Raw genomic sequence first — 16468 nt, 5'->3', positions numbered from 1 at the left:
CGCTGTATGACCCTCATATCACCTGGTGAAGAAGGCATGTTGATGTTTCGTCGAGTGTTCCTGGATATCCCGAGGCCCTCTTACCGTGGGGCGGTGGACCGCAGGAGGTCCGTCGAGGAGGAGCACATGGGTGGGCATCTGACGATGACGGCACGGCCCGGTGGAGCATGCGCCGCCACGGTCGAGACTGGCCGGGAGGTGGTCATACCGCCGGGCGGTTGCACAGGCTGGCATTTCCACCGGGTCAGACTGGAGGCGGTGGTCCTGGCCGGGACCCTGACGCGGGTCCTGCACGACCGCACCGTCGAGGTGCACACGACCGGGACCACCTTCGTGGAACCCGCGGGCATAGGCCACATACACCTGGGCCACAACCTCGGCACCGAGCCGGTCATACTCCATGTGACCCCCGCGCTCCCACCGGGCACGCCCTTCGCGATACCCACCCCGGCACCGGCCGGGGCCACGCAGGCGGCATGCCGCTCACACAAGCCGTCGTATCTCTCCGCGGACCCGGTAGAAGCCCCCTGAGGCGGCGTGCAGTCCCTCGACCACGTACCGCGCGCCGGGCTCCCGTATCCCGCGCGGGAACTGGACGTTCCAGGAGGGCTCGAAGCCCTCCGACACCACCTGCACCCGGACCCGGCCGCCCTGCTGGGCGCACTCCACCACCACACCGCCGGCCGGCGCCGCGGCCACCGCGGCCATCGAAACCGTCGCCACCGCCGAGGCCGACGCGGCCGGGGTGAACACGGGGAGGGCCGCCGCAGACTTCACGTCCACGGGCGCGGGCACCGAGCCCTGCTGGGCCGCCGCGATCGCCTGCTCGGTCGCGTCCACGCACACCAGCGACCCGTCCGTGGTGACGAGGTACAGCCGCTCGTCCAGGTACTGCATGGACAGGGCCGACCCGCCGCCCGTCCCCAGCTTCCACAGGCGCCGCCCGTCGGCGTCGAAGCAGTAGACGGAGGAGGACGAGTCGCCTGCGAAGACGTGCCGCCCGTCGGGCGAGGTCGCGCACGAGTACACCGCGGCGTCGCAGGCGTAGGAGGCCTCCACCGCCCCCGTCGCCTTCGAGAGCCGCTGCACCGTGTTGCGGACCGTGCCCGCGTACACCGCGTGGTCCTCCTGCCAGCCGAACAGCACGCCGCCCGGGGTCCCGGTGTGCCACAACTGCCCGCTGCCGTCGGCCGCGTACGCCGTCACGCCGCCGCTGTGCCCGTGGAAGACCGCCCGCTCGTCCGCCCGGACCATCCAGGCGCCCGTCCCGCCGGACTTCCGCGACCACTGGTGCTCGTCCTCGTGGTCGATGACGGTCAGGCCGCCGTTCGCGTCGGAGACGTTCAGCACGCCCTCGTGGATGTCGAGCCAGTAGATGTCCACGTCCGCCGCGATCGCGTACGCCCCGAAGGGCACCTTCGACGACAGGTCGTACACCGTGCCGTCGTCACAGCCCGCGTATATCCAGAACTCGTCCGCCACCAGGCACTTCACCCCGTCCGGCAGCGAGTACCGGGCGAGCACCTCACCGCCGTGGCTCAGCGTGTACACATCGCCCGCCTGGTTGCCGACCCAGCAGCGGTCCTCGTCCACATGGATGCCGAAGGCCGACGAACCGGTCCGGAAGCGCCACAGCACCGGAGCAACCGCGCGCGCCGTCGAGGGCGCCGAGGTCACCTGGCGGCGCGTCACCGACCGGGCGGCGCGCTGCCCCCGTACCGCCGGGGCGTACCCCTTGCGCACCTTCTCGCCGATCTTCTTCGCGGCGGCCGCACGGGCCTTCTCGGCACTGGGGAAGGCGGAGGTCTGCAACTGGCCGTCCGCGCCGATGCGCCCGTACCGCACGGACACGGCCGTACCGTCGACGGTCACCTCGTAGAACTTGTGCGCCGCGCCGTTGTCCTGCGACAGCTCCAGATACGTCGTCTCCCGAGCCATGACAAACCTCTCCCCAAAGGCAGCGCCGCCGGCTCCCTTTCGGCCGGTGATCCCTCGTGAAAAACGCTAAGGCCCACCACTGACAATGGGCCCGTGCAGTGGGAAGCGATCACATGGCAGCGGATGGCCGAGCGGCTCGCCGGTCACCTCGACGATCCCGGCCGGGCCCCCGGGCCGGGCAGTTGGCAGCGGGTGGGCATCGACGGCGCCCCCGCCGCCGGGACCGGCGAGCTCGCCGGTGAGCTCGCCGAAGCGCTGCGGCTGCGCGGCCGCCCGTCCCTGGTGGTTCCGGCCGACGGCTTCCTGCGGCCGGCCTCCCTGCGCTTCGAGTTCGGCCGGCAGGACGTGGACTCCTACCTCGGCGGCTGGTACGACACGGCCGCGCTCTGGCGGGAGGTCTTCGGCCCGACCGACCCCGGCGGCAGCGGGCGGGTGCTGCCCGACCTCTGGGACCCGGTGACCGACCGGGCGACCCGCAGTCCGTACGTCGTGCTCCCGCCCGGCGGCGTGCTGCTCGTGCACGGCCCGCTGCTGCTGGGCCACTGGTTCCCCTTCGACCTGAGCGTCCACATCCGGCTCTCCGCCGGCGCGCTCGCCCGCCGCACCGAGGAGTCCGCGCGCTGGACGCTGCCCGCCTTCGCGCGCTACGAGGCCGACACCGACCCGGCGTCGGCCGCCGACGCGGTGGTCCGGGCCGACGACCCCCGCCACCCCGCCTGGACCGGCGTTCGGAGCCGCTGACGGGCCGGACGCCGCTTGCCCGGACCGGTCGGCCGGCCGGCCGCTCGGACGCGGCCTACGGCCGGCCGCCCGGCCGGGTCACCGCCAGGGCCGCGGCCCGGCACCCGGCGCGGGCGGCCCCGGCCGGGTCCGCGCCGTCCAGCCGGGCCGCGAGGAAGCCCCCGGTGAAGGCGTCCCCGGCGCCGGTGGAGTCCAGCGCCAGGGCCGGCTCCGCCTCGACCTCGGCGGTGATCCGGCCGCGCTCGGCGATCAGCGCCCCGGCCGCGCCGCGGGTCACCACCACCAGCGGCACCAGCCGGCTGAGCTCCGCCGCCGCCCGGACCACGTCCGCCGGATCCGGCAGTCCGGCCAGCAGCCGGGCCTCGTCCTCGTTCGGCAGCAGTACGTCCACCCCCGCCACGGCGTCCAGGAAGCGCTGGGGCCCCAGGGCCGCCAGGAATCCGGCCGAGGCCGGGTCCACGCTCACCTGCACCCCGCGGTCCCGGGCCGCCCGCAGCGCGATCGCGGCCAGCTCCCGGCTGCTGTCGGCGAAGAACAGATAACCGGACAGATGGAGGTGGGCCGCCCCGTCCAGCAGGGAAGGGGTCCAGTCGGCCGGGCACAGCCGCAGCGAGGCCCCGCTGTCAGTCAGGAACGTCCGCTCCGCGTCCTTGCCGACCAGCGCGACCACCGTGCCGGTCGGCTCCTGCGCGTCGACCACCAGCCGCGGGCGCACCCCCGCGTCCACCAGGGCCCGCTCGTGCCACCGCGCCGACTCGGCGCCCACCCGTGCCAGGAGCCGTACCTCCGCGGTCCCCGTACGAGCCGCCCAACAGGCCGCGTTGGCCCCGGCCCCGCCCGGCAGGGTCCGGATGCGGGCAGCCGTGTCGGTGGCCGGAGCCAGCGGCTCCGGATGTATCGCCACCACGTCCGTCACCACGTCCCCGACGACGAGCAGCGCCCCCGGCCCGGTCACGCCCGCGCCGCCCAGGCCCCCGCGATCCGGGCCCCGAGCCGCACGTTCCCGCGCACCGCCGCCAGGTTCGCCTCCAGCGAGGCCCCGCCCGTCGCCCGTGCCAGGAACCCCAGCAGGAACGGCGTCACCGCCTGCCCCGTGATTCCGCGCTCGTGGCACTCGGCGAGCGCCTGTGCCAGTACCCGGTCGTGCAGATCGGGATCCAGCTGCTCCTCCCGCGCCACCGGATTGGCGACCAGCAGCGCCGAGTCCGCACCGCCCAGAGCGTCCTGAGCGGCCATCACCGCGGCGACCTCCTCGGGCCCGTGCACGGTCCAGTCCACCGGCTCGCCCGAGTCGGCCAGGTAGAACCCGGGGAAACGGTCCGTCCCGTAGCCGAGCACGCCCACCCCCAGCGTCTCCAGCCGCTGCAACGTGCCCGGCACGTCCAGGATCGACTTCACCCCGGCGCACACCACGGTGATCCGCGTCCGGGCCAGCAGCGACAGGTCCGCCGACTCGTCCTGCGTCTGCGCCCACTCCCGGTGCACGCCACCCAGCCCGCCCGTGGCGAAGACCCGCAGGCCCGCCCGGGCGGCGAGGAAGGCCGTCGCGGACACCGTCGTCGCGCCGGTCGCCCCCGTCGCCAGCGCGGGCGCCAGATCCCGGTGGCCGAGCTTGCGCACGCCCTCGCCGCCCGCGATCCGTTCCAGCTGCGCCTTGTCCAGCCCCGCGTGAGCCACCCCGTCCAGGACCGCGATCGTCGCCGGAACCGCGTCCTCCGCGCGGACCAGGGCCTCCAGTTCGAGGCCCACCGTCAGGTTGCGGGGGCGGGGCAGACCGTGCGCGATGATCGTCGACTCCAGGGCCACCACGGGCTTCCCCCGGGCGAGTGCCTCGCGCACCTCTGCGGACAGGACCGGGATCTCAGATGCTCTGTGCTGTGACATGTCCCCATCCATGGCACGGGATCGACGCCCCCAAACGCTCTCCCGCCACACCCGTCCCAACCTGTCCGAGTAGCGTTCCCCCATGGACACGCTCGGCTTCTAGGACGGACCGGCCGACCGCCACGACCTCATCCACGCGGACCGGGACGCGTCGGTCACCCGGCAGGGCCGGGCCCAGAGACGCCCGTGAGGCCGCGCAGCGCTCGCTCACGCTCCCCGTCGCCGCCGCCGACATGCGGGCCCTGCCCTTCGCGGACGCCGCCTTCGACGCCGTGGTCTGCGCCGACAACGCACTGCCGCACCTGCTCACCGCCGAGGACGTGCGCGCCGCACTGGCCGAAACCCGGCGGGTGCTGCGCCCCGGCGGACCGCTGCTGCTCTCCACCCGCCCGTGCGGCGAACTGCTCCGGATCCGCCCGCGGAGCGGGGCCCCACGCGTGCGCACCGGCCCCGACGGGCGGATCATCACCTTCCAGCTGCTGCCGGCCGGCGACACCTGGGCCGCACGGACGTCGAGCGCGACGTACTGGGCGCTGCCCCAGGAGCGGACCGCCGCCTTCGCCCGGCAGGCCGGCCTGCACGGGACGGTCGGGCCCGCACCGGCCGACACCGGGTTCCCCCAGCCGGTCCTCACCGCCCGGCGCCCCGGTCCGACTGGACAGGGTGACTGACCGGCCGGGCCGTTCCTGGACGCAGTGGTCACCGCTTCGCGCGGCGGGCCGCACTAGGCTGGCGCGCCATGAGCACCAGTGATCACTCCGCCGCCCCCGCCTCCTTCTCCGTCTCCGTCGCGGACGTCGAGCTGGAGGCGGACGACCTCGACCCCGGCCAGATCGTCTCCGGCGACCCCGTCGTGACGGGCAAGGTCCTGTGGGAGTCGGCGGACGGCAAGCAGGTGCGCGGGATCTGGCAGATCACCCCCGGTGTCGTCACCGACGTCGAGGCGAACGAGCTCTTCGTGGTGGTCAGCGGCCGCGCCACCGTCGAGGTCGAGGGCGGCGAGACCCTGGAGGTCGGACCCGGCTCCGCCTGCGTGCTCCGGGAGGGCGACCGGACCACCTGGACCGTGCACGAGACGCTGCGCAAGGCCTACCACATCAGCTACTGACGCCCTTCGCGGAAGCGGACACCGGGTGGCGGCGCGCCGTGAACAGCGCGAGCGCCGCCATCGGCAGCAGCAGCGCGGCGCCGACCGCGTTCAGCCAGCCGTAGCCCGCCCCGGACATGATCAGTCCGGCGGCCGCTCCGCCCACACCGGCGGCCGCGTTCATCGTGAGGTCGCTCAGGCCCTGTACGGCGGCCCGCGCGGGCTGCGGCACCGAGTCCGTCAGCAGGGCCGAGCCGGCCACCATCCCGGCGGACCAGCCGAGGCCGAGCAGGAAGAGGCCGAGCGCGCTCCGGCCGTGGCTGGGCCCGGCCGTTCCGGCGAGCAGCGCGGCGACGGACAGGAGGCCCGCGGCCAGTCCGATCACGGAGAGCCGGCCGAGCCGGTCCGCGAGCCAGCCCATCACGGGGGAGAAGGCGAACATGCCCGCGATGTGACCGCTGATCACCAGCCCGATGAGTTCCAGGCCGGCCCCGTGGTGGCTCAGGTCCATCGGGGTCATCACCATGATCGAGACCATGGTGGTGTGCGACACGGCGACGGTGAGCAGAGCGAGCCGGGCCCGCGGCGAGGCCTTCACGGCGGCGAAGCCGGCCCGCAGCGAGCGCCCTTCGCGGGTCTGCTCCTCGGGCGCGGCGAGTGCCCGGGCCGTCAGCAGCGGGTCGGGGCGCAGGAGTACGCCGATCAGCGTGCCGGTGAGCAGGAAGACGACGGCGGCCCAGACGAAGGGGCCCGCCGTCTCGGGTATCGCGGTGCCGGCGAAGCTGTGGCTGGCCGGCGCCGACAGGTTGGGCCCGAGCACCGCGCCGACGGTCGACGCCCAGACCACGACCGAGATGGCCCGGGCGCGGTGGTCCGGGGCCGCGAGGTCCGCGGCGGCGAACCGGGCCTGCAGGTTGGCGGAGGAGGCGGCGCCGAAGGCCGCCATGCCGAGCAGCAGCAGCGGGAAGCTCCTGATCGTGGCCGCGAGGACGACCAGGCCCGCGCCGGCGGCGCCGATCCCGTAGGCCAGGACCAGCCCGGGGCGGCGGCCGCGCGCGTTCATCAGCGCGGCGAGCGGCAGCGAGACGAGGGCGGTGCCGATCACCGCGGCGGTGGAGGCGACGCCGGACAGTGCCTCGGTGCCGCTGACCTCGGTGGCGAGTACGGGGGCCAGGGCGATGCTGATCGGCACGCCGAGGCCCCCGAGGACCTGGCCGGCCATGAGGACCCGGGAGGTGCGGCGCTGCAGCCGGGCCAGCTCCGGCGGGCCGAGGGGTCGCACGGGCCGGTCGGTGCCGGGCGTGGCGGTCACGGCGTACACCGGCATCGCGGGTGCGTGACAGGGGGCGCGGGGGACGCGGGGAGGCCGGGTACGGCGGCAGGAGTAGTCACCGCCGCAGTGTGCCAGCCCTTACCGCCGGGCGGAACCGTGCCGGGGCCCGGCCGGTCCGCCGTCCCGTCGGCGCGACAGGTCCGCAGGTCAGGGCCCGGGTTCAGAACAGAGGCTGCGGAAGCACGCCCTCCAGTGCGAGCAGCTGCCGCTTGGTCTCCACCCCGCCGCCGAATCCGCCGATGCCCCCGTCGTTCTCCACGACCCGGTGGCAGGCCACCACCAGCGGCAGCGGGTTCGAGCCCATGGCGTTGCCCACGGCCTGGGCGGCGCCGGGCTGTCCGGCCCGGGCGGCCAGCTCCCCGTACCCGACGACCGATCCGTAGGGCACGGAGCGGTCCAGCTCCTGGAGCACCTGCCGGTTGAAGCCGGAGCTCAGACGCCAGTCCAGCGGCAGCTCGAAGCGGCGCAGGGCCCCGGTGAAGTACGCGGTGAGCTGGCGTATCGGCTCGGCCAGCAGCGCTTCCTCGCCCGGCGCGGGACGCCGGGCGTCGGCGCCGAGCCGGGAGACGAGCGGGCCGATCATCCGGTCGACCCGGTCCGGCCCGGCATGGAACTCGACCCGGACCAGACCTTCCGGGGTCGCGGCCAGGAGCAGGGGACCGATGTCGCTGGCGACGACGGTCCATTCGAGGTGCGGCCCGCGGGGCCGCTCGGTGCTGTCCACGTGTCCACGGTACGACCACCCGCCGACACGGCGGTCACGGTTGTGGATCCCGGCCGGCAAGATCCGAAAGAGACGGCCTGGCCGCCGGCCCCGCCTGCCGGGACGGGGCCGGGGATCAGTACCCGCCGACCGCGTCCCGGACCACGTCCGGGGCGTTGGTGATGATTCCGTCCACCCCCATGTCCTGCACCTTCCGGGCGGTCGCCGCGTCGTCCACGATCCAGGTGTCCACCTCCATGGCCTTGCCGTGGGCGCCGAGCAGCCCGTGCACGGCCGAGACCCAGTCGGCCGAGATCGTCGTGTGCCACGGGTTGATGCGGTCGGTGAACTCCGCGTAGCGCGGCAGGTCCGCCACGGTGGGGGTGCCCAGGAAGGCGGTCACCAGGTCCGGGCGCAGCCCGTGCACGATGCGCACGGAATCGGCGCTGAAGCTCTGCACCACCAGGCGCTGGGCGACATGGCGGGCGTCGAGCCAGCCGGCGTCGTCCAGCACCTTGAGGGTCTGCTCCTCGATCCCCGGGTACAGCTCCGGCTTCTTGATCTCCAGCAGCAGCCGCTGCCGGTTGCGCTGCACGCGGTCGAGGTACTGCCGCAGGCTCGGCACGGACGCGCCCGCGTACTCCCCGCCGAACCAGCTGCCCGCGTCCAGCTCGGAGATCTCGGCCCAGGTGAAGTCCTTGACCTTCCACGGCGCCCGGCCCGGGAACCGCTCCTCGACGTCGGTGGTCCGGGCCAGGGTGTCGTCGTGGATCACCACCAGCACGCCGTCCTTGGTGCGCTGCACGTCGTTCTCGACCCAGTCGAAGCCCATCTGCATCGCCAGGTCGATCGCGTCGAGGGTGTTCTCCGGGGCGTACGCGGAGGCCCCCCGGTGGGCGTACACGACAGGGCCCCCCAGTGCGGCCAGGCCGGGTCCGGTGCCCGTAGCGGTGCCGGCGGCGGTTCCGGGACCGGTGGCGGCGTACGAGGCCGTCCCGCCCAGGAGCGTGAGAGTGAAGCCCAGGAACGCGGCGGCGGCCGCGGCGGCGGGTCGGACGTACATGTGCGTTCTCCTCGGGTCGTGAGCCCTGTTCCTGCGTCAGACGGGTGCGGAGCGGCAGACGTTGTGGCGATGCACTTCACCGCGATCATGGGGTTGAAGATCACTGAGCCGCCACCGAACTACGACAAACGGACCAGAACGAATGACAGCGGTCCGGGCGGCCGGGTGCGGCCGGAGCGCGTCGCCGGCCCGCGGGGGCGCGTGAGTGTCAGTGGAGGGTCGTACGGTTGACCCATGCGGCCCGTATCGAAGATCGAACGCACGGTGGCGCCTTTCGAGGTCGTCAGCCCCTACCAGCCCAGCGGCGACCAGCCGGCGGCCATCGCCGAGCTGGAGAAGCGCATCCGTGCAGGTGAGAAGGACGTCGTCCTGCTGGGTGCGACCGGCACCGGCAAGTCCGCGACGACCGCCTGGATGATCGAGAAGCTCCAGCGCCCCACCTTGGTCATGGCGCCGAACAAGACGCTCGCCGCCCAGCTGGCGAACGAGTTCCGCGAGCTCCTGCCGAACAACGCCGTCGAGTACTTCGTCTCGTACTACGACTACTACCAGCCCGAGGCCTACGTACCGCAGTCGGACACGTACATCGAGAAGGACTCCTCGATCAACGAGGAGGTGGAGCGGCTGCGCCACTCCGCGACCAACTCGCTGCTGACCCGGCGCGACGTGATCGTCGTCGCCTCCGTGTCCTGCATCTACGGCCTCGGTACCCCGCAGGAGTACGTCGACCGGATGGTCTCCCTCAAGGTGGGCGAGGAGATCGACCGGGACCAGCTGCTGCGCCGTTTCGTGGACATCCAGTACACGCGCAACGACGTCGCGTTCACCCGCGGCACCTTCCGGGTGCGCGGGGACACGATCGAGATCTTCCCGGTCTACGAGGAACTGGCCGTCCGCATCGAAATGTTCGGCGACGAGATCGAGGCCCTCTCCACCCTGCACCCGCTGACCGGCGAGGTCATCAGCGAGGACCGCGAGCTGTACGTCTTCCCCGCCAGCCACTACGTCGCCGGCCCGGAGCGCATGGAGAAGGCGATCGCCGGCATCGAGGCGGAGCTGGCCGAGCGCCTCGCCGAGCTGGAGAAGCAGGGCAAGATGCTGGAGGCGCAGCGGCTGCGCATGCGCACCACCTACGACCTGGAGATGATGCGCCAGATCGGGTCCTGCTCCGGCATCGAGAACTACTCGCTGCACATGGACGACCGCGAGCGCGGCTCCGCGCCCAACACCCTCATCGACTACTTCCCGGAGGACTTCCTCCTGGTCATCGACGAGTCGCACGTCACCGTGCCGCAGATCGGCGCCATGTACGAGGGCGACGCCTCCCGCAAGCGCACCCTGGTCGACCACGGCTTCCGGCTGCCGTCCGCGCTGGACAACCGGCCGCTGAAGTGGGAGGAGTTCCAGGAGCGCATCGGCCAGACCGTCTACCTGTCGGCGACCCCCGGAAAGTACGAGCTCTCGCGCGGCGACGGCTTCGTCGAGCAGATCATCCGCCCCACCGGCCTCATCGACCCCGAGGTCGTGGTCAAGCCCACCGAGGGCCAGATCGACGACCTGGTGCACGAGATCCGCAAGCGGGTGGAGAAGGACGAGCGCGTCCTGGTCACCACCCTCACCAAGAAGATGGCCGAGGACCTCACGGACTACTTCCTGGAGCTCGGCATCCAGGTCCGCTACCTGCACAGCGACGTCGACACCCTGCGCCGCATCGAGCTGCTGCGCGAACTGCGCGCCGGCGAGTACGACGTCCTGGTCGGCATCAACCTGCTCCGCGAGGGCCTCGACCTCCCCGAGGTGTCGCTGGTGGCGATCCTCGACGCCGACAAGGAGGGCTTCCTGCGCTCCGGGACCTCCCTGATCCAGACCATCGGCCGCGCCGCGCGCAACGTGTCCGGCCAGGTCCACATGTACGCGGACAAGATCACGCCGGGCATGGAGAAGGCGATCGAGGAGACCAACCGGCGCCGCGAGAAGCAGATCGCCTACAACACGGCGAACGGGATCGACCCGCAGCCGCTCCGCAAGAAGATCAACGACATCGTCGCCACCATCGCCCGCGAGGAACTGGACACCGAGGAGCTCCTCGGCACCGGATACCGGCAGGCGAAGGACGGCAAGGGTGCCAAGGCCCCGGTGCCCGCGCTCGGCGGCCGGGCGACCGCGGCCAAGGCGGGCACAAAGGCCTCGAAGGGGGCGAAGGCCGCTAAGGGTGCCGCGGGTGCCGAGGTGCTCACCGACCGGCCCGCCGCCGAACTGGCCGCGCTCATCGAGCAGATGACCGAACGCATGCGCGGCGCGGCCGCCGAGCTCCAGTTCGAGGTCGCGGCCCGGATCCGGGACGAGGTCGGCGAGCTGAAGAAGGAGTTGCGGCAGATGAAGGAAGCGGGCCTCGCCTGACCGGGAGCCGGTCAGTAGGGTTGGGTCACAGCCGCAGGTACATGCTGCACGCCCGTCCTCGGGCGGGCCAGGGAGAGGGGACAGTACGTGACGGTCAACATGACCAAGGGTCAGGCCATCAGTCTGCAGAAGGCGGACGGAGGCACGCTGACCGCGGTCCGGATGGGCCTCGGCTGGCAGGCGGCGAAGCGCCGCGGACTGTTCGGCTCGCGGACGCGGGAGATCGACCTCGACGCCTCGGCGGTGCTCTTCGCCGACAAGCAGCCCGTCGACGTGGTCTTCTTCCGTCACCTGCAGAGCGACGACGGCTCGGTGCGCCACACCGGTGACAACCTCGTCGGCGGCGTCGGCCAGGGCGGGGACGACGAGGCGATCCTCGTCGACCTCCAGCGCGTGCCGGTGCACATCGACCAGATCGTCTTCACGGTGAACTCCTTCACCGGCCAGACGTTCCAGGAGGTGCAGAACGCGTTCTGCCGCATCGTCGACGAGACCAACGGCCAGGAGCTGGCCCGCTACACCCTCGACGGCGGCGGTCAGTACACCGCGCAGATCATGGCGAAGGTGTCCCGCGTGGGCTCCGGCTGGCAGATGACGGCCCTGGGCAACCCGGCCAACGGCCGCACCTTCCAGGACCTGATGCCGGCGATCCTGCCGCACCTGTAGCAGTACCGGACAAGAGAAGAAGGCACGGGGGAGGGGCTGCACGATGACGGCCGAACTGGTCCGGGGGCAGAACCACCCCGTGTCCCAGAGCCGGGTGGAGATCAGGGTTTCGGCGGGTACGCCCGTGCTCGCCCTGGCCTCGCTCGCCGACGAACAGGGCCGGTTCACCGGCAACGGGACGCTCGCCCACCCGGGCGCCAGGTCCTTCCCCGGCGGCGAGGCGCCGGGTGAGCTCGCCGAACGGCACACCTTCACCGTCGACCTCGACGCGGTCGCGGCCGACGTCCACCGGCTCGGCGTGCTGCTCGTCCTCCCGCCCGGCGGCCCGGTCCGCTTCGGCGCGGTACCGGCCTCCTACGTGGCCGTGGCCGACCCGGACGGCGCCGAGCTCGCCGGTTTCACCCTGACGGGGCTCGACGCCGAGACGGCCGTCGTCGCCCTGGAGCTGTACCGGCGCCAGGGCGCCTGGAAGGTCCGCGCCGTCGGCCAGGGCTACGCCGACGGCCTCCGCGCCCTGCTCGCCGACGGCGGGCTGCCCGCGCCGGCCGCCGCGGAGCTCGCCGCCGCCGTGCTCGGCACGACCCCGCGTACCGCGGGGGCCGACGCCACCCTCGCCGCCATGCCGACCCTCGTCGGCGACCTGCGCGCCCCGCAGAGCCCGGCGCAGCCCCCCGCGCCCGCCCCCGAACCGCCGGACCCGCTCCCCGTATCCGGGCACCCCTACGCGGGTACGCCCGGACCCGCGCCCGGCGGCGACGCCGCGGGGTCCCCGCCCACCATCAGCTACGCCCACCCGCGCCGCCGCCGCACCAGCGCCGAGCCGCCCGAGCCCGCGCCGCGGCCCGCCGCGCCGCAGGAACCCGGAGAGCACCCGCGGCCCGTCGCCGGGGACGCCAGCGGCTGGTCCATGGACGAGCGGCTCTACAACCAGGTCTGGGGGATGTTCGAGGACCTGGCCCGCACGGTCGCCGCCTACCGCGGCGCCGTCGAGTTCGCCGACTCCCGCATGGACCGCGAGCTGGACGAGGCCCTGTCCGACCCGCGCCATCGCCTCGGCGGCTCCGGCAACGCCGCCCGCGACACCGCGCGGGCCCGCCGCGAGGAGCTCGTCGCCCAGGCCCAGGCCGTTCTCGACCGGGACCTGGCCCAGCTGATCGCCGAGTCGGAGGTGGTCGAGCCCGCGCTGCCGGCCGCGTACGCCCGCTGGGACAACCCCGTCTGGCACGGTCACCGCACGCCCGAGGAGAGCCCGCTGGCCCTGCGCCTGGGGGACCTGCACCTGCCCGAGCGGCCCGATCTGCGCATCCCCATGCTGACCCGGGTCCCGCTGGAGCGCGGACTGTGGATCGACAACGGGCGCACCGGATCCGAGGCCGCGATGGCCATGGACACCGACCGGCTGCGCCGCGCCGCCATGGACATGGCCGTCGCCCTGGCGGTCCGGCTGCTCGCCGCCCACCCCGCCGACCGGTTCTCCGTGCACGTCATCGACGCGGCCGGGGCCGGATCCGCCTCCCTGGCGCCGCTCGTCCGCGCCGGGGTGCTGGCGGGCCCGCCCGCCGCCGGGGCCGCCGGGGTCACCCAGACCCTGGCAGGGCTGACCCGGCGGGTGGACCTCGTACAGATGGCGCTGCGGGCCGGTGCCCCCGAGGACCTGCCGCCGGACGTGGACACGGCCGACCAGCTGCTGATCGTGCACGACTTCCCGCACGGCTTCGACGACCGCGCCGTCACCCAGCTGCGCTACCTCGCCGACGAGGGCGCTGCGGTCGGCGTGCACCTGCTGATGGTCGCGGACCGCGACGAGGCCTCGGCGTACGGGCCGCTGCTCGATCCGCTGTGGCGTTCCCTGATGCGGCTCTCGCCGGTGCCCGACAACCACCTCGCCGACCCCTGGGTCCACCACGCCTGGTCCTTCGAACCGGACCTGCCCCCGCAGGGAAGCAGCGTCCTCGACCAGGCACTGGAGCGGGTGGCGGAGGCCCGGCGCACTACCCGTCCGTGACCATCCTTTGGTGTTCCCTTTACCTTTACCGCCTTCGGCGGGTAAGCTCGTACGTGCGGAGGGGAGTATTCCTGCTTTCCTGCTACGGCGTACCCGTCAATACGGACCACTGCGGCCACACGAGCGCAGCCGGTCCCGGGGCGTCGGCCCACGGCCTCCAGGCCGTCAGGGTGGAAGAGACCTCCGGCAGCGATGACGCTGACGAAGTCCTGAGCCATCCGCCGGAGGCGTGTTCACCATGGAAGTTTCCTGGGCCCTGTGGGTCGCGACCATTCTTGGTCTGTCCCTCCTCATCGGTGCCGATTTCTTCATCGGCCGCAAGCCGCACGACGTGTCCATCAAGGAAGCCGGCACCTGGACGGTCGTCTGGATCGTCCTCGCCGCGCTCTTCGGCCTCGGCCTGTGGTTCTTCGGCAACCCGCAGTCGTCCCAGGAGTTCTTCGCGGGCTTCATCACCGAGAAGTCGCTGAGCGTCGACAACCTCTTCGTCTTCGTCCTGATCATGGCGAAGTTCGCGGTGCCGTCCCACCTGCAGCAGCGCGTGCTGCTCATCGGCGTACTGATCGCCCTGGTCCTGCGCGCGGTCTTCATCGCCGCCGGCGCCGCGATCATCGCCAGCTTCTCCTGGGTCTTCTACATCTTCGGCGCGTTCCTGATCTACACCGCGTGGAAGCTGATCCAGGAGGCCCGCAAGGACGAGGACGACGAGGAGTTCGAGGAGAACCGTCTCCTCAAGTCCGTCGAGAAGAAGTTCGGCGTCGCCGACCGCTACCACGGCACCAAGCTCTTCATCGTCAGCAACGGCAAGCGCGTGCTGACCCCGCTGATGGTCGTCATGCTCGCCATCGGCACCACCGACGTGCTGTTCGCCCTGGACTCGATCCCCGCGATCTTCGGCCTCACGCAGGACCCGTACATCGTCTTCACGGCCAACGCCTTCGCGCTGATGGGTCTGCGCCAGCTGTACTTCCTCATCGGCGGCCTGCTGAAGAAGCTGGTCCACCTCAGCTACGGCCTCTCCATCATCCTGGGCTTCATCGGCGTCAAGCTGGTGCTGCACGCGCTGCACGAGAACGGCGTCCACGTCCCGGTGATCTCGATCCCGGTCTCCCTCGGCGTCATCTGCGGTGTCCTGGTCATCACCACGATCACCAGCCTGATGGCCTCCAGGAAGCAGGCGGCGGCCGAGGCCGCCGCCCGCCCGGAGAACATCGACGCGTAACCGGATCGAAGGATCCGAGGACCTACACGGGGGCGGCCGCTTCGGCCGCCCCCGTTTCCGTCGTCCGGCCCGCGGCCGTCCGCTTCGAGACGATCGCCGGACCGGTCTCCGGCAGCAGCGCGAAACAGATCAGGCTGACCAGGGCGATACCGGTCAGGTACAGCGCGACGCCCCACGGCGGACCGGAACCGTCCGCCAGCGCCGTCGCCACGATCGGGGTCAGCGCCCCGCCCAGCACCCCGCCCAGGTTGTAGCCGACGGCCGCGCCCGTGCAGCGGATCCGCGGCGCGTACAGCTCGGGCAGGTAGGCGGCCACCACCGAGAACATCGTCACCATGCCCAGCAGCGCCCCGACGAAGCCCACCGCCATCAGCAGCGGATCGGCCGTCCGCAACAGTGCCACCAGCGGGAACATCCACACCGCGCACATCGTGCACCCGATCAGGCACAGCGGCCGCCGGCCGTAGCGGTCGCCGAGCACCGCGACCAGCGGGGTCACCAGACCCATGACCGCGACCGCGATCATGATGCAGGCCAGTATCGCCGTGCGGCCCACCGGGAGGTGTTCGGTGGCGTAGGCGAGGGACCAGGTGGTGACCGCGTAGAAGACGGCGTACCCGACGGCGAGCGCCCCACCGGTCAGCAGGATCAGCCGCCAGTGGCCCCGGAAGACCTCGGCCAGCGGGGCATCGGCCCGCCGGTCCGTCGCGGCGAGCGCCCGGAACTGCGGGGTCTCCTCCACCGAGCGGCGCAGCCACAGTCCGGCCAGCGCCAGCACCCCGGCCGCCCAGAAGGGCACCCGCCACCCCCAGGCGGTGAACTGGGCGTCGGTCAGCGACGCGGACAGCCCCAGCACCAGACCGTTGGCGAGCAGGAAGCCCACCGGCGGGCCCATCTGCGGGAAGCTCGACCACAGTCCGCGCCGCCGCTCGGGGGCGTGCTCGGCGGTCAGCAGGACGGCGCCGCCCCACTCACCGCCCAGCCCGAAGCCCTGCAGGAAGCGCAGCAGGAGCAGGAGTACGGGCGCGGCCATGCCGATCGAGCCGTACGAGGGCACGCAGCCGACGGCCACCGTGGCGAGGCCGGTGAGCAGCAGGGAGGCGAGCAGCACCGGGCGCCTGCCGTACCGGTCGCCGATGTGGCCGAAGACCGCCGAACCGAGCGGGCGGGCCAGGAAACCGACGCCGAAGGTGCCGAAGGCGGCGAGGGTGCCGGCGAGCGGGGAGAAGGAGGGGAAGAAGAGCGGGCCGAGCACGAGGGCGGCGGCCGTCCCGTACACGAAGAAGTCGTAGAACTCGATCGCGGTCCCGGCGAGCGAGGCCGTGGCCAGCCGCAGCATCCCGGGCCCGGCGGGGCCGTCGGCCTCGGCGGGCGGGGTCTCGGGCGGCGGGGCCGGGAAAGGCGGACGGGGCGGGGCGGGGGAGGC

The 16468-nt window shown here is 72.8% G+C and carries 15 protein-coding genes; 8 read left to right on the top strand and 7 right to left on the bottom strand.

All coding sequences use genetic code 11. The annotated features are described in order from the left end of the window. Window positions 1-6 precede the first annotated feature (6 nt). Entirely contained in the window at window positions 7-531 is a 525-nt protein-coding gene (locus tag ACXNSR_RS10470) for a cupin domain-containing protein (RefSeq protein ID WP_458641812.1), read from the top strand. On the opposite strand, the gene ACXNSR_RS10465 is transcribed toward ACXNSR_RS10470, so the two are convergent. After that, complete coding sequence (locus ACXNSR_RS10465) at window positions 484-1938, bottom strand: WGR domain-containing protein (RefSeq protein WP_458641811.1); 1455 nt, start codon at window positions 1936-1938, stop codon at window positions 484-486. The genes ACXNSR_RS10470 and ACXNSR_RS10465 overlap by 48 nt on opposite strands. 93 nt (window positions 1939-2031) lie before the next feature. On the opposite strand from ACXNSR_RS10465, the gene ACXNSR_RS10460 reads away from it, so the two are divergent. Continuing rightward, window positions 2032-2679: a nucleoside/nucleotide kinase family protein gene (locus ACXNSR_RS10460; RefSeq protein ID WP_458641810.1), complete on the top strand. Its 648-nt coding sequence runs from the start codon at window positions 2032-2034 to the stop codon at window positions 2677-2679. 55 nt (window positions 2680-2734) lie between these two features. On the opposite strand, the gene ACXNSR_RS10455 is transcribed toward ACXNSR_RS10460, so the two are convergent. Both ACXNSR_RS10455 and ACXNSR_RS10450 read right to left on the bottom strand, forming a co-directional pair. Continuing rightward, window positions 2735-3634 (bottom strand): carbohydrate kinase family protein, encoded by a 900-nt coding sequence (locus ACXNSR_RS10455; RefSeq protein ID WP_458641809.1) that lies wholly within the window; start codon window positions 3632-3634, stop codon window positions 2735-2737. Beyond that, window positions 3631-4563 (bottom strand): pseudouridine-5'-phosphate glycosidase, encoded by a 933-nt coding sequence (locus ACXNSR_RS10450; RefSeq protein ID WP_458641808.1) that lies wholly within the window; start codon window positions 4561-4563, stop codon window positions 3631-3633. The genes ACXNSR_RS10455 and ACXNSR_RS10450 overlap by 4 nt, the downstream gene beginning before the upstream one ends. Between ACXNSR_RS10450 and ACXNSR_RS10445 the strand changes: the two genes are divergently transcribed. Both ACXNSR_RS10445 and ACXNSR_RS10440 read left to right on the top strand, forming a co-directional pair. After that, entirely contained in the window at window positions 4545-5234 is a 690-nt protein-coding gene (locus ACXNSR_RS10445) for a class I SAM-dependent methyltransferase (RefSeq protein WP_458641807.1), read from the top strand. The two genes, ACXNSR_RS10450 and ACXNSR_RS10445, sit on opposite strands and share 19 nt — an antisense overlap. Before the next feature lie 68 nt (window positions 5235-5302). After that, the gene (locus ACXNSR_RS10440) at window positions 5303-5671 is read left to right on the top strand and encodes a cupin domain-containing protein (RefSeq protein ID WP_458641806.1); all 369 of its coding nucleotides are present in this window, start codon (window positions 5303-5305) and stop codon (window positions 5669-5671) included. Here ACXNSR_RS10440 and ACXNSR_RS10435 read toward each other — a convergent pair. The 3 genes from ACXNSR_RS10435 to ACXNSR_RS10425 all read right to left on the bottom strand — a co-directional run bounded on the left by ACXNSR_RS10435 (window position 5661) and on the right by ACXNSR_RS10425 (window position 8749). Then, window positions 5661-6977: an MFS transporter gene (locus ACXNSR_RS10435; protein WP_458641805.1), complete on the bottom strand. Its 1317-nt coding sequence runs from the start codon at window positions 6975-6977 to the stop codon at window positions 5661-5663. The genes ACXNSR_RS10440 and ACXNSR_RS10435 overlap by 11 nt on opposite strands. A gap of 166 nt (window positions 6978-7143) precedes the next feature. Continuing rightward, entirely contained in the window at window positions 7144-7707 is a 564-nt protein-coding gene (locus ACXNSR_RS10430) for a methylated-DNA--[protein]-cysteine S-methyltransferase (RefSeq protein ID WP_458641804.1), read from the bottom strand. A gap of 115 nt (window positions 7708-7822) precedes the next feature. Then, window positions 7823-8749: a glycerophosphodiester phosphodiesterase gene (locus ACXNSR_RS10425; protein WP_458641803.1), complete on the bottom strand. Its 927-nt coding sequence runs from the start codon at window positions 8747-8749 to the stop codon at window positions 7823-7825. A gap of 234 nt (window positions 8750-8983) precedes the next feature. Here ACXNSR_RS10425 and uvrB point away from each other — a divergent pair, with 234 nt between their 5' ends. The 4 genes from uvrB to ACXNSR_RS10405 all read left to right on the top strand — a co-directional run bounded on the left by uvrB (window position 8984) and on the right by ACXNSR_RS10405 (window position 15042). Further along, on the top strand, window positions 8984-11149 hold the full coding sequence (gene uvrB, locus ACXNSR_RS10420) for an excinuclease ABC subunit UvrB (RefSeq protein ID WP_458641802.1): 2166 nt from the start codon (window positions 8984-8986) through the stop codon (window positions 11147-11149). An 87-nt stretch (window positions 11150-11236) separates the two neighbouring features. Next, window positions 11237-11815 carry a TerD family protein gene (locus ACXNSR_RS10415; protein WP_329103171.1) on the top strand — a complete coding sequence of 193 codons (579 nt, stop codon included), beginning with the start codon at window positions 11237-11239 and terminating at the stop codon, window positions 11813-11815. Between the two features lie 43 nt (window positions 11816-11858). Next, the gene (locus tag ACXNSR_RS10410; protein WP_458641801.1) at window positions 11859-13820 is read left to right on the top strand and encodes a TerD family protein; all 1962 of its coding nucleotides are present in this window, start codon (window positions 11859-11861) and stop codon (window positions 13818-13820) included. Window positions 13821-14058: 238 nt separating this feature from the next. Beyond that, window positions 14059-15042 (top strand): TerC family protein, encoded by a 984-nt coding sequence (locus ACXNSR_RS10405; protein WP_458641800.1) that lies wholly within the window; start codon window positions 14059-14061, stop codon window positions 15040-15042. Between the two features lie 22 nt (window positions 15043-15064). On the opposite strand, the gene ACXNSR_RS10400 is transcribed toward ACXNSR_RS10405, so the two are convergent. Continuing rightward, the gene (locus ACXNSR_RS10400) at window positions 15065-16381 is read right to left on the bottom strand and encodes an MFS transporter (protein WP_458643258.1); all 1317 of its coding nucleotides are present in this window, start codon (window positions 16379-16381) and stop codon (window positions 15065-15067) included. Window positions 16382-16468 lie beyond the last annotated feature (87 nt).

Source organism: Streptomyces sp. NC-S4 (assembly GCF_054353315.1).
Note: the sequence above shows the minus strand (reverse complement) of the source record. Positions and strands in the feature narration are given on the sequence as shown.